The organism is [Erwinia] mediterraneensis, assembly GCF_900604315.1.
Lineage (GTDB): Bacteria > Pseudomonadota > Gammaproteobacteria > Enterobacterales > Enterobacteriaceae > Pantoea > Pantoea mediterraneensis_A.
This window is the reverse complement of the sequence record NZ_LR026980.1, coordinates 13230-25938: the sequence shown is the minus strand read 5'-3', so window position 1 is coordinate 25938 and position 12709 is coordinate 13230. Positions and strand designations below refer to the sequence as shown.

Below are 12709 nucleotides of genomic sequence, written 5' to 3'. Positions count from 1 at the left end.
CTGTCCGGAAAGGCTGCCTGTTACCGTTAACGTTTGTTTATCGGATTAACTATAAGCCCCGGAAGAAAAATCGGCAGGCCGGAGATGGCGCGGATACTTTTTTAGTAACGCCTACCGGATAAAAAAACGCCGCAAGCAGTTTCCCGCTTACGGCGACAGTGTCAGTGATGAGATGTGCGGCGATCAGGCGGCTTTAACGGCCCTGATCTTTTTACCGTTGCCACCCGCCTCAGCGTTTGTCTGATCCGCTGCGGGCCGGGCACTGGCATCCGGCATTTTGCTGGTGCGCAGGATGTGCTGAACGGCCTCTTTCTGCCCGGCAAGATGAAGGCCCAGGTTTTCTGCCTGCGTTTCATCCATCTGCAACCCGCTTTGTAACAGCCAGTCGGTGAACGCTTCTGCCATGTCGAGCATTTTGTCGTAGGCGTCAGCCTCTTTCTTGCTGGCAAATGTCATTTTCTCTTCACCTTTTCTTACGACAACAAATTTTGTTTCAACAGCCATAATGCACCTCCGATACTGTAATTATATACAGTATATCAGATTGGGGTGATGATTGCAGCCTGATCCTGTTTTTTTCTGCAGCAACGTTATGCACCGCAGCGCTCTGGCGGGGGCGCTGCGGGAACGGGGGAAAGGCGTATCAGGCTGACCTGCGAAAGGGGCTGTCAGTGCCAGCCCAGGGCCTGCGCAATGGCGCGCCGGTAAGGGGTATCAATCTGAGCGGGCACCTGACGAATATAACCTTGCGCATGCTCGCGCGTTTCTCCGCTCAGCCCTTGCAGGTAGGTCAGGGTCTCTTCCATCGTAGGGATACGTCCTTCAGTATGTGCAATGCGGGGCGGTAGCGCGGTCCAGATGATCGCATCGATCGCTTTATCCTGTGCCCAGGCAGAGAGAGAGCCAGCTGGCGCATCGGTAACGGGCAATATACCGATACCATCCTGGCGACTGTCGGGGATTTGCTCCCGCTGCCTTAGCGCCTCACAGGCCTCTTTTAGCCCGGAGACCGAGAGTCGGGCCCAGTAAACCGGCACCTCGGGGGCATTCAGGCAGACCGCCGTTGAAAGCTCCCCGCCATCGCCAATACGAGAAAATTCAATGCGTACCTGCGGGCCATCCGCGCACCACTCACCCGCGATCGGCAATATACCAGGCTGCCAGATCAGCGAGCCCCATCCCAGACAAACAATATTCATGGCGCGTTATCCTGTGCTTACGTCTCATTCCGGCAGCATGCTGCATCTTTTGCATTACGCCGAAGTATAGCCAGTGATTACGCGGTGCGCTTAAAGGCTGGAGCGGAAAATACAGCGACTCAGGGATGATCGTCATCGAACTGCGGCTCCGGCAGATCCGGCGGAGCGTCATCCATGGGCGCGATCCAGTTTTGCCAGAGCGTATGGATACGCGCCCGGGTCAGCGTGATTTTGCAGCCAAGCGCCATTGCCCCGCGGATTGTGCCTTCACTCCACGCCTGATAAACCGCATCACATTCGCGGTCGCGATAGTGTAGCCACGCGGTTTGTGCCTGCTCAATCAGCGTAACCTGTGGGCTGTTCGCCTCGTCTCCCTGGCTGGCGCGGGTTATCGCCTGAGCGTAATAGCGCTGCATCATCGCTTCCAGATTGTTAAGCCGGGTGGCCATACACTGGTTAATCTCTGTGGTTGTGGTGGCGTTGCTGCAGTCGACAGCATCTTCTGCCTGGCTGAACAGCGGTGCACTGCAGAGTAACAGCGATAAAAGCAGGCGGTAATACATAATATTCTCTCTGAAAAAGTTATCCGGCGGTCTGATATCAGGCTATCAGCTCTTCAAGAAAATCGGCCAGCGCTTTGCGCGGGTTGTCCTCTTCCGACACGATCATTTCTATGCCCCACTGTCCCAGTACCTCTTGTGCGACCGGGTTATTGCGGTTGGTAAAAAGATAGGATTTCGGCCTGGCTGAAGCCAGCCCGGTGCGTCCCCACATTTTGGTCAGCCGGTAAAAAAGCAGACGGATATTGAAATCGCTGATGCTGTATCCTACAAACAGCACGGAGTTCCCCATCACATCGTGGGTCAGCTTGATGTCCAGCGGCGAATCGAAATAGAGACGTTCAAAGTAGCTGCTTTCATCCAGCACAATGGAGGTATCGTCATCAAAATCGCCGTGTAGCTTGATGATGTGACGTTTATCTTCGGTTAAGGCCACCAGATCAGCCGCATTGGCCACTTTATAATAGGGAACTTTGTGCGCCTCATGCGCCATCTCCAGCCAGCGATCGTAGTTGGTGGTATAGATGCGCGTAAAATTCCCCTGGGTGATCATGGTGTGAATTTCCGAGGTACGTACATCAATATCAGGACGATGCCATTCACGATCCATCCAGCTGCGCAACGGTCCGAGCGACCCTTTTTTATGCTTGTAATATTCCGCCAGCGACAGGTGTGTACCGTAGGAGTTGAAAATCCGGGGATCGTAGCCCAGCTCATTCGCCAGATGCGCAATCAGCTCGTGCCATTCGGGTAACCCCAGATTACGGGAAATGCCTGCGCCGGCAAACAGGATCAGCTTACCGGAATCGTAAGCGCGTTTCAGTTCAGGTTTCATGCCAGGCCTCGGGAGTTTTTCAAAAAGGCGGCGAAGCGATCCAGCGCCAGGCGCCGCATTGAAATTTCATTCTTCAGGGGCCCCATCTCGGCGAAAGTTTGTGTATGTCCTTCAGGGATAAAGACGCAATCCCATTGAAAATCACGCGAACCGGCGGGGTGCTCGGCAATGGTGCCGCGCACCTGACCTTCAAACTGGTACATTTTACGGCCATCGCAATAGCCAAGAACGGTTTTCGCTGTGGCACACTGGCTGTCGAGGCCCTGCACCAGGGCGGTAAAACGATCGGCATCCAGTCGATGCCAGAAAATACGGGTCAGCCCGGCAGGCAGACCGTTAAGCCCATCCAGGTACAGACCCGTGTGCTCGACAAACAGAGGGCGACCGATAAGTGCAAAGGCTTTGGTCAGCTTATCACGGACCAGCTCAACCTCATTTTCGGTCTGAATCTCTTCAATACGCCGTGCTATCGGGACGACATCTACCCCTATCGGGTTCAGGATGTTACGTACTTCGCTGAGCTTGAGCTCGTTGGCGGAAAGAAACCGTATTTTCATACTTCATCCAGTAAAAGCGTTGCCGCTATGCTTTTGTTTTATCTGACCAGGAAGGAACTCTCCTCTCACCGATGAGTGTAGACCAGCGGTCATAAAACGCTGGCGGCTAAGCGCCAAAGTCTCTCTTTCATCCTCTTCACAATGGCGCTTTTTGTACACCGCTGCTCTCAGGTTAACAAGCAGGTTATAGCAATATATGGAGGATGTAATGCCGTTTTATTATCGTGTGTTTTCTGGGGGTGCAGACAAGCCGGAATGCTCGCCTGCCAGAGAAAGAGTAAAGTGCGGGATGAAAAAAATTATATCGTGTTATTCGGGGCCAGCGCCTGGCCCGTGAAAATAATGTTAATTTTTCTCTTCCGGAGAGGTAATATAGTAGGAGACATCTGCTGGTGCTATATGTTTAGCTACACCGCTGGCGATGCCATATTTTAACGCCTCGGGATAGCGAATATAGGTGCGGTTATCCTCACTAAACAGAACTTTCTCCATATCGATATCTGAGTTTTTCAGACAGTGTTTGTAGACTTCTCTGAATATGTCATTAGCTTTATCCACTTCTTTGTTAAGTAAGGTGATTTGGTTTTTTTGCAAATAATTATTTTGTATATTCGGCGTGGCGGCGGGATGAAGCAGAAAAGTGGCGCCGGGAAAGGTTTCTCTGTTTTTTGCTGCGCAATAAATGAGTGTGGCGGCTGAGCCAGTCATCGCTGCGTTGATGGTTCTGATCGGGATTCTGGAGCCTTTGATCGCCTCTCCTCCCATGTAGCCCGCTTCCATTTCACCGCCATAACTGTTGATATAGAGCTGGATTTCTTTTACAGCCGCGAAACTAACATTAATATCATCAATGGCAGACATCAGTTCAGTAATTTTCTGAGCGGTCACTTCCCCCGTAAAAACGACTTTCGCTGATTTTACATTTTCATTCGGTTGATTTTTATTTATGATGATAGATGTGCTGGCCTGAGAAAGGGGCGCAACGGCCAGGAGCAGGAAAAAAAAGTTTCTTTTTAGCATCTCGAGTCTCTCCTTTTACAGCAAGGTCTGATGCTGTGTAGATATCAGAGTTATTATTACCAGAATGTATGAAACCATTCGGTTACAAACCTGCTGCGATGCGCATGTATTACCTGTAAGGTTTGATCCGGTGTTGGTATTTTGCCAGCGCTTAAATTAACCTACCAGCGTAAAGCGAATAGCCTGGCTCGGCGTTCGTGGATTTAAGCGATTTCTGTTAAATAAGAAGAAATAAAAGCAGAACAGCTATTATAGTTACAACACACTTAAAATCAATAAAACAACATCTTTTGCAACAAAGTGCCTGCAATTTTGCTACCCAGGATAAAAGAGAGCATTGAATTTAATCGCTACAGAACAAAATAGCGCTTTCAGGCAGAACCAGACGCTCGCCTTCATATCGATGGGGCAGCCGATGATAGTCTGGTTGATCAACGATATGCTGTAGGGCATCGGAATAGCGTTGTAGCGCCAGGCGCATCTGCGGTAAATAGTCATGGGTGTCATAGACCCGATCGATCCCTGCCAGCGCATGATTCATGATTTTACGTGCAACATCATTGGGCACATCAAGCGCGGCCAGTTTCGAGCGCGCGGTACGTCGTAAATCACGGGTGGTAAAAGGCTCAATACCTAAACCGCGTTCTGCGCGCACCATGCGTCGTAAGGCCTGAGTAATGGCGCCTTTTGACAGCGGATGTTGAGGATCCTGCGGTGACGGTACCAGCCAGGGCGATGCGGGTGAGGCATGTTTCATCAGCTGATCGATGCAGATTTGCATCAGGGGTGAAACCGGCAACGTGTGTTCACGCTGTGACTTATTACGTGTCCCCTGTTTCCATAATCCCAGACGCAAATCGAATTCCGCTTGCGCTGCCTGCACCACTTCATCGGGCCGGCGTGCGCTGACCAGACAAAGGCGCAATGCCCAGCGACACTGCTCGCTGATGTTCCACTCATCCAGACCATGCCAGAAAACCCATATTTCCGCATCGGTTAACTGGCGCGTACGCGGCGGCGTTGCCCGGCCGCCCACATCGCGTTTTTTCATGGAGGCTACCGGCGAATGGTCAATATACCCCTGCATTTCTGCCCAGGAAAAAAACTGTTTGGTCAGGGCAAAAACCCGCTTAGCCTCATCAATTTTACCATCTGCAATCAGGACATTATAAAGGCGGTTCAGGCGTAAGCGACTTATTTCATGGAGGGGAATAGCGCCGATCGCCGGCAATACATGCTTAAGCAGGGAAGAAACAGCGATTTCCGGTCGACGACGCGTGACCAGTAGCGACAGCTTTATCCAGACTTTCATCACCTGCTCGACAGTGCCCTGCTCGCCGAAGTTATCGAGTTCCACCAGAGGCGTCTGGCGCACATTTTCCAGCCAGTACATAACATGTCGGCCGACATGAGGTGACGTTGTCACTTTATGCTGACTTTCTGTCAGCGTTGCGTCAACACTTTTAAACATTCCGCGTCCATTAGCTCGGTACAGGTTGCGCCCGGTACCCGGTAAAAACAGGCAGTCAACGACCTATTCTAGCGGCTTATCGTATGTGACTCCAGACCTATTAAGTCTGGAGTCATACAGGCGTTGCTGTTTAAAAGTTATCACTGCTGGCAAAGCAATCTCACAGTACTCCCGGAAATAATGCATTGAATAAAAAAACCGCAAAGATGAAAAATCAAAAGAGAGCTAATTACTGATATACAATGATAATTATTATCATTATCATGCGCATTTGCTTTCAAATGTTAATGCAACAGGGAGACTTTATAAGTGAATGTAACCTTCCGTGACAAAAAACCTTCAGCTGCCGTTTTGCTGGCCGGGCTGATAACCACCACCGCTGTCACCGCGGCTGAAGAACAGTCCGATAAGCTGGCTGAAGGCGAATCGATGATCGTGACTGCGGAACAAGAGCTGAAACAGCAGCCCGGGGTTTCCACTATTACCGCGGAAGATATTCGAAAAACGCCCCCGGTAAACGATCTCTCCGATATCATTCGTAAAATGCCCGGGGTTAACCTGACGGGCAACAGCGCCAGCGGCAGTCGCGGTAACAACCGTCAGATCGATATTCGTGGCATGGGCCCGGAAAATACCTTGATCCTGGTCGATGGCGTTCCTGTCACTTCACGTAACTCAGTACGTTACAGCTGGCGTGGTGAGCGTGATACCCGGGGTGATACTAACTGGGTACCGCCTGAGATGGTCGAACGCATTGAAGTTATTCGTGGCCCGGCCGCTGCACGCTACGGTTCTGGCGCGGCAGGTGGGGTGGTCAACATTATTACCAAACGTCCTACCAATGACTGGCATGGTTCGCTTTCTCTTTATACCAACCAACCAGAAAATGAGAAGGAAGGCGCAACCAAACGTACCAACTTCAGCCTGAGCGGCCCACTGGCGGGCGACGTGCTGACCATGCGCCTGTATGGCAACCTGAACAAAACCGATGCCGATGATTTCGACATCAATACCCGGGAAAATGGCTCTTACGCTGCCGGTCGCGAAGGGGTGCGTAATAAAGATATCAATGCCATCGTTTCATGGAAAATGACGCCGCTGCAGATGCTGGATTTTAGCTACGGTTACAGCCGTCAGGGCAATATTTATGCAGGAGATACGCAATACAGTAATGGTAACAAGAGTAAAAACGGACTGGTGGAATCCCTTTATGGCGAGGAAACCAACCGCCTCTATCGCCAGAGCTACGGCATTACCCATAACGGTATCTGGGACTGGGGTCAGTCCAGACTGGGCTTTAACTACGAGAAAACCGATAACACCCGTTTGAAAGAAGGCACAACCGGCAGTGTTGAAGGGATGATTAACAGCACCACCTATTCAACCAGCCGCCTGGAAAGCTATCGGGCCAACGGCGAAGTGAGCTTCCCGGTTGAACTGCTGGTGGAGCAAACCGTTACCCTGGGAGCGGAATGGAACCGTGATGAACTGAACGATCCCGCCTCAATGCTTGCTACCAACGCGTCTAACGTGGTGATTGGCGATGTGGCTGGCGATCCTGCAGCACGCAGCAGTAAAAACAGCGCGGAGCTTAGCTCGCTCTGGTTTGAAGACAATATCGCCGCGACCGACACAACTGAAATCATCCCCGGCCTGCGCTTTGACTATCACGATAATTTTGGTGCCAACTGGAGTCCGAGCCTGAATATCTCTCAGGGGCTGGGTGAATACTTCACGCTGAAAGCTGGTATCGCCCGCGCCTTCAAAGCGCCGAACCTGTATCAGTCGAGTGAGGGCTATCTGCTCTCTACTCGTGGTAACGGCTGCCCGAAAGATGTGGTGTCCGGTAGCTGCTACCTGGTGGGTAACGACGATCTGCAAGCAGAAGTCAGCATTAACAAAGAAGTCGGCCTGGAGTTCAGTGACAACGGTTACGTTGCTGGCATTACCTGGTTCCGTAACGATTACCAGAATAAAATTGTGTCAGGTACCGAGGTCATTGGTTACGCTTCAAACGGTAATAATATCCTGCGCTGGGAAAATGGCGGCAAAGCGGTTGTTGAAGGTCTGGAAGGTAATATGACTATCCCGCTGATACGGGATACGCTGGAATGGCGTACCAATGCCACCTGGATGCTGACCTCAGAAAGCAAAAAAACCGGCAACCCGCTTTCTGTGATCCCGGAATATACCATCAACACCATGCTGGACTGGCAGGTAACAGATAAACTCTCTACTGCCGTCAACTGGACGATGTATGGCCGCCAGAAACCGCGCAGCACAGCGGAAATTCGTACAGAAGTGGGCTCGCTGTCAAATAAAGAGATCGGTGCCTATTCCGTGGTGGGTCTGAATCTGAATTATGATCTGACCAAAGAATTACGCGCTAACGTGGGCGTCAGCAATCTGTTCGATAAACGTCTCTATCGTGAAAACGAAGGGGCCTCTACCTACAATGAACCGGGCCGCGCTTATTATGCGGGGCTGACAATGGCATTCTGATATTGCTGCTTTTCTGTGACAAAGGCTTCCGTTACGCGGAGGCCTTTTTTTATTTCTGCCTGACATTGAGAGGATAAAGTGCAAGCGGCAGATTTGGCCGCTGCCATTCTAAGATTGTGGGTTACGACAATGCCGGTTTCACGTTCTGACTGAGATTTTGTTCACGGACAAAGTCAATAAACGCCTGCAGCGGTGCCGGGATTAACCGACGATCGTTGTAATAAAGGCGCGGGCCAGAAAAACTCAGCCACCAGGGTTGCAGTATCGGCTCCAGTTTTCCGTTCTCTAATGCCGGGCGCAGCCACTCTTCAAACAGGTAAATCACCCCAGCCCCGGCAATCGCCGCATCAACGGCCAGATCCATCGCGCCGCCCACGCTGACTATCAGCGGGCCCCTGACCTGCAGAGAAACCTGCTCATCACCGCGCGCAAATTCCCATTCTGGTATAACCCCGCTGGCGTAGCGACCACGGATACACTGATGTTGTATCAGCTCGCGGGGATGGGCAGGACGGCCATACTGTGCCAGATAAGCGGGTGCCGCCGCTGCCGCGTATCGTTGCAGCCGCGGGCCTATCGGCAGGGTGACCATATCCTGTTCGAGCCGTTCGTCGTAGCGAATGCCCGCATCGCAGCTGTCACGAAACACATCCTGTACATTACTTTCCGCCACAATTTCCAGCTGGATTTCCGGATAACGTTGCAAAAACGCCGGTACGATACCAGGCAGTACCAGACGGGTCGCACTGACCGGCACATTCAGCCGTAACGTGCCGCCCGGCCGCTGGCGATAGTGATTAAGGGCATCCAGCGCCGCATCCACTTCATTCATCGCAGGCAACAGTCGTTCCATCAGCGCCCTGCCCGCTTCCGTCAGGATCACCGTGCGCGTGGTGCGGTTAAAAAGCCGTACGCCCAGTTGCTGTTCAGCCCGTCGAACCGCATCGCTCAGGCGGGAAGGATTATTGCCTGTTACACGCGCCGCCTCGCGGAAGCCGCCCGCTTTTGCAACCGCTACCACAGCATGAAGCAAACTAATATCCATTGTTCGCTAACCCGTACAGTGTGTCCTCATTTCCCCGGATAGTCGCACAGTAGTGGTGATATTACAATCCATCCACACCAACAGAGAGGAGTACGCAAATGTTAACATCTACGACTTACACACTCGGCAGTCGACAGGTCCATCGTCTGGGTTATGGCGCCATGCAGCTTGCCGGGCCCGGTGTCTTTGGCCCGCCTGCTGATGAGGCGCGTGCCCTTCAGGTATTACGGGATGCCATCGAGGCAGGCGTACGTCATATCGATACCAGCGACTTTTACGGGCCCCATGTTACCAATCAGCTTATTCGTAAAGCGCTCCATCCCTACCCGGATGATTTATGTATCGTGACCAAAGTCGGTGCCTTGCGTGATGATAAAGGTGGATGGCTGTCCGCCATGAGCGCTGCTGAACTGACACGCGCTGTAGAGGATAACCTGCGTAATCTGGGGCTGGAGGTGCTGGAGGTGGTGAATTTGCGCAGCATGTTTAACGTCGGCCAGCCTGAGGAGGGATCGCTTGAAGCGCCCCTGGAAGCGCTGATTAAACTGAAAGAGCGGGGGCTGATAAAACATATAGGCCTGAGCAACATCACAGCTCGTCAGGTAAGCGACGCCCAAACCATGACGGAGATCGCCTGCGTGCAGAATCTCTATAATCTGGCGAACCGTCAGGACGATGCGCTGATTGATCAACTGGCCTCACAGGGCATCGCTTTTGTGCCTTTTTTCCCGCTGGGCGGCTTTAGCACCTTACAGTCGGATCAGCTCAGCAAGGTTGCCACGTCACTGGAGGCTACACCGATGCAGGTTGCGCTCGCCTGGTTGCTGCAACGTTCGCCCAATATCCTGTTGATTCCCGGCACTTCATCGCCACAGCATCTGCAGGAGAATTTAGCCAGCGGGCAACTGCAGTTATCAGCGGAGATTGTGGAAACACTTAACAGCATTGGCCAGCCTTTATCGGTATTATAAACCCCTGTCGTTATCCTTCCCGGTATTTTCACACGCCAGTGCCGGCAGCCCTCTTACCGGCCCTGCGTGTGCGCCCTCCACGCAGCATACAGTTGACAAGTCCGCCACCGATTGGCCCCATCTTCAGCAGTTTTTGCCAGAAACCCTCCCGCTATCACGCATCTATGACTTACCTGCGCAGCCGGAAAAATTTTTGCCACACTGATACATAGCTTTGTGGTTAGACGATGAATTCTCTGAGTGGATCCGCAGCCTTTGTTGTTCTGCATGAGGTGATGGCATTCGCCTGTGTCTGAAGACGTGGGTCATAAATATCGCGGTCAGGCTTTCTGGTTTCAGCCCGACTATTTATCCGGAGTTGATAATAATGAACAACCACCACGAACAGCGCGTACGTATTCCGGTTATGTTGACTTCGCTGAGCCTGTTACTGGCCCCCCTTCCGGCATTATCCTGGGGTAACCTTACCGTTTTTGGCGACAGTCTGAGTGATGGCGGGAATGTCGGCCGTTATACCTGGGACAGCGATACCTATCCACTTTATGACGAGATACTGGCCCGGCGTCTGGGTCAGGACCTGCTGCCTTCATCACAGGGAGGCAGTAACTATGCTGAGGGCGGCGCTGTCGCCGTGCCGGTGCCGGGCCAGGAAAATACCCGGGATCAGCTGGACAACTATCTGTCCGGCACTGGCGGGCGCGCCAGTGGGGATGATCTCTATATTCACTGGGTCGGCGGCAACGATCTGGCTGCGGCGACGGCGCTGGCGGTTGTCAGCCCACAGGATGCCAATGCTGCGGTAGAAAACAGTGCGGCAACAGCGGCTGCGCAGGTGAAACGCCTGGTGGATGCTGGCGCAGGCACGATCATTGTGCCCACCGTACCCAATGTAGGCGCGACGCCGGCGTTAATCGAAGTGGTGTTGCAGCTGCTGGGACCCGCAGCTGAATCGGCACAGGCGGCAGCCTTTCAGTCACTTAACAACGCAACCACTCCCGATAACGCCTCGCGTCAGCAGGCGATCGAAACGGCGCTGACCCGGGCGGCCGCGCAGGTTTCTTCTGTTCCTGCGGTGCGCGATGCGCTGGCGCAGCAGCTGATTGAAGCCTGGCAGGCGTTGAGTGAACAGGCGGCGGTTCTGAGCGAGCGTTATAACCAGCAGGAAGAGAATGGCCTGGTCGCCACACCGGGGAATATTGTTCGGGCCGATATCAACCGCCTGTTCAGTGAGGTGATTGCCGCCCCCGGACGTTACGGTATCAGCAATACGGCGGGCACCGCCTGCCCGCCCGGCATTTCTGCAGCAAACTGCCTTTCCACCACGCCCGGCTTTTCCGGCACGCAGAATTATCTGTTTGCTGATGGTCTGCACCCCAGCCCGGCAGTGCATGCCCTGATTGCCGATTATATTCAGTCAATCCTGGATGCGCCTGCCCAGGTAGCCGCACTCTCACAGGCACCGCTGGCGATGATTCGTGATGTGCATAATACGCTGGATGGCCATTTACAGCAGCAACGCCACCAGCCCGGCAACGCCGGTCAGTTTGTCTTATTTGGCGGTTATGCCAGCCAGCATACGGACAATAGCGGCGGTAGCTATCAGGATGGCGATGCCACCACCCATAATCTGACCCTGGGTGTGGGCTATCAGCTGACAGATAACTGGCAGCTGGGCGCACTGCTTTCCTCAGCCAACGATCGCCGACAGCCGTCTTCACATTATGATTATCGCTTACGGGGTCAGCTGGCGGCGCTGTGGAGCCAGGTAACACTGTTTGATCAGGGATGGTTCAACGCCGAAGTGCATTATGCCGATCTGGATGTGGATGATATCGAACGCCGGGTGATGCTGGGTCCCGCGAGTCGCATCGAACAGGGCAACACCGACGGCAAATTGCTCGGCATGCGTGCGCAGGCAGGCTGGGATTTGCCGTTGGGCTCGTACCTGACAACAGGACCTATGGTCAGTTATGCGCTCGATTATGGCCGCATCGCGGGTTATCGCGAACAGGGCAACAGCAGCAGTGCGATGCGCTTTAGCGATCAAACCACCCATTCGCAGATCGGCGCGGTAGGCTGGCGTATCGACAGCCAGCAACTGCCGGTTAATCCCTGGGCACAGGTAAGTTATAACCATCAGTTTGGCGATACTGATACAGCGGTAACTGCAGGACTGAAAACGACCCGCACCGCATTCAGCCGTACGGTACGCGCTGGCGACAATGACTGGCTGGATATCGCTGTGGGTGCCAACGTGCCGCTGGGTCAGCAGATCAGCGCTTTTGCTGCCGCCTCAACCGTCGCGGACGCCAGTGATTATCATGAAGTGACATGGAGCCTGGGGGTTAATGCCCGATTCTGATTAAAAGACTCCCCTGTCTGGTAGGGGCCGGGAAGCCGTAAAGACGCGGGCTTTCCCGATGGTAAGCTGCGTTGTTCAGCACTATGTTAGTTTCGGGCATCTGAACTTTCACACTGTGGGTTAAAAGATATTTTTATAAGTATGATGTAACTAACAGCTTCATTTAACCTGTCCCGCTAATGCAGAG

At 53.1% G+C, this 12709-nt stretch carries 11 protein-coding genes; 3 read left to right on the top strand and 8 right to left on the bottom strand.

All coding sequences use genetic code 11. From position 1 onward, the window contains the following. Nucleotides 1-183 precede the first annotated feature (183 nt). The 7 genes from E0E17_RS19110 to E0E17_RS19080 form a co-directional block, all read right to left on the bottom strand. A complete protein-coding gene (locus E0E17_RS19110; protein WP_130835760.1) occupies nucleotides 184-504 on the bottom strand; it encodes a YebG family protein in 321 nt (106 codons plus the stop codon). A gap of 164 nt (nucleotides 505-668) precedes the next feature. Then, a complete protein-coding gene (locus E0E17_RS19105) occupies nucleotides 669-1199 on the bottom strand; it encodes a hypothetical protein (RefSeq protein ID WP_130835759.1) in 531 nt (176 codons plus the stop codon). 119 nt (nucleotides 1200-1318) lie between these two features. Continuing rightward, nucleotides 1319-1762 carry a lysozyme inhibitor LprI family protein gene (locus tag E0E17_RS19100; RefSeq protein WP_130835758.1) on the bottom strand — a complete coding sequence of 148 codons (444 nt, stop codon included), beginning with the start codon at nucleotides 1760-1762 and terminating at the stop codon, nucleotides 1319-1321. Nucleotides 1763-1799: 37 nt separating this feature from the next. Beyond that, nucleotides 1800-2594: an SIR2 family protein gene (locus tag E0E17_RS19095; protein WP_130835757.1), complete on the bottom strand. Its 795-nt coding sequence runs from the start codon at nucleotides 2592-2594 to the stop codon at nucleotides 1800-1802. Then, on the bottom strand, nucleotides 2591-3151 hold the full coding sequence (locus E0E17_RS19090; protein ID WP_130835756.1) for a non-canonical purine NTP pyrophosphatase: 561 nt from the start codon (nucleotides 3149-3151) through the stop codon (nucleotides 2591-2593). The genes E0E17_RS19095 and E0E17_RS19090 overlap by 4 nt, the downstream gene beginning before the upstream one ends. Nucleotides 3152-3496: 345 nt before the next feature. Next, a complete protein-coding gene (locus E0E17_RS19085; protein ID WP_130835755.1) occupies nucleotides 3497-4171 on the bottom strand; it encodes an ATP-dependent Clp protease proteolytic subunit in 675 nt (224 codons plus the stop codon). Nucleotides 4172-4514: 343 nt separating this feature from the next. Beyond that, a complete protein-coding gene (locus E0E17_RS19080; protein ID WP_237680846.1) occupies nucleotides 4515-5642 on the bottom strand; it encodes a tyrosine-type recombinase/integrase in 1128 nt (375 codons plus the stop codon). A 309-nt stretch (nucleotides 5643-5951) separates the two neighbouring features. On the opposite strand from E0E17_RS19080, the gene E0E17_RS19075 reads away from it, so the two are divergent. After that, nucleotides 5952-8144 carry a TonB-dependent siderophore receptor gene (locus E0E17_RS19075; RefSeq protein WP_130835754.1) on the top strand — a complete coding sequence of 731 codons (2193 nt, stop codon included), beginning with the start codon at nucleotides 5952-5954 and terminating at the stop codon, nucleotides 8142-8144. Nucleotides 8145-8265: 121 nt separating this feature from the next. Here E0E17_RS19075 and E0E17_RS19070 read toward each other — a convergent pair whose 3' ends face one another. Next, nucleotides 8266-9189, bottom strand: a complete 924-nt coding sequence (locus E0E17_RS19070) for a LysR substrate-binding domain-containing protein (protein ID WP_130835753.1) — start codon at nucleotides 9187-9189, stop codon at nucleotides 8266-8268. A 98-nt stretch (nucleotides 9190-9287) separates the two neighbouring features. Between E0E17_RS19070 and E0E17_RS19065 the strand changes: the two genes are divergently transcribed. Beyond that, a complete protein-coding gene (locus E0E17_RS19065) occupies nucleotides 9288-10160 on the top strand; it encodes an aldo/keto reductase family oxidoreductase (protein WP_130835752.1) in 873 nt (290 codons plus the stop codon). A gap of 367 nt (nucleotides 10161-10527) precedes the next feature. Next, nucleotides 10528-12522, top strand: a complete 1995-nt coding sequence (locus E0E17_RS19060) for an autotransporter outer membrane beta-barrel domain-containing protein (protein WP_130835751.1) — start codon at nucleotides 10528-10530, stop codon at nucleotides 12520-12522. Nucleotides 12523-12709: the final 187 nt, after the last annotated feature.

Excerpts from the sequence above, each read along its gene's own strand:
- E0E17_RS19085 (WP_130835755.1), bottom strand. The coding sequence starts at position 4,171 with ATGCTAAAAAGAAACTTTTTTTTCCTGCTCCTGGCCGTTGCGCCCCTT.
- E0E17_RS19095 (WP_130835757.1), bottom strand. The coding sequence starts at position 2,594 with ATGAAACCTGAACTGAAACGCGCTTACGATTCCGGTAAGCTGATCCTG.
- E0E17_RS19070 (WP_130835753.1), bottom strand. The coding sequence starts at position 9,189 with ATGGATATTAGTTTGCTTCATGCTGTGGTAGCGGTTGCAAAAGCGGGC.
- E0E17_RS19090 (WP_130835756.1), bottom strand. The coding sequence starts at position 3,151 with ATGAAAATACGGTTTCTTTCCGCCAACGAGCTCAAGCTCAGCGAAGTA.
- E0E17_RS19060 (WP_130835751.1), top strand. The coding sequence starts at position 10,528 with ATGAACAACCACCACGAACAGCGCGTACGTATTCCGGTTATGTTGACT.
- E0E17_RS19080 (WP_237680846.1), bottom strand. The coding sequence starts at position 5,642 with ATGTTTAAAAGTGTTGACGCAACGCTGACAGAAAGTCAGCATAAAGTG.
- E0E17_RS19105 (WP_130835759.1), bottom strand. The coding sequence starts at position 1,199 with ATGAATATTGTTTGTCTGGGATGGGGCTCGCTGATCTGGCAGCCTGGT.
- E0E17_RS19110 (WP_130835760.1), bottom strand. The coding sequence starts at position 504 with ATGGCTGTTGAAACAAAATTTGTTGTCGTAAGAAAAGGTGAAGAGAAA.
- E0E17_RS19065 (WP_130835752.1), top strand. The coding sequence starts at position 9,288 with ATGTTAACATCTACGACTTACACACTCGGCAGTCGACAGGTCCATCGT.
- E0E17_RS19100 (WP_130835758.1), bottom strand. The coding sequence starts at position 1,762 with ATGTATTACCGCCTGCTTTTATCGCTGTTACTCTGCAGTGCACCGCTG.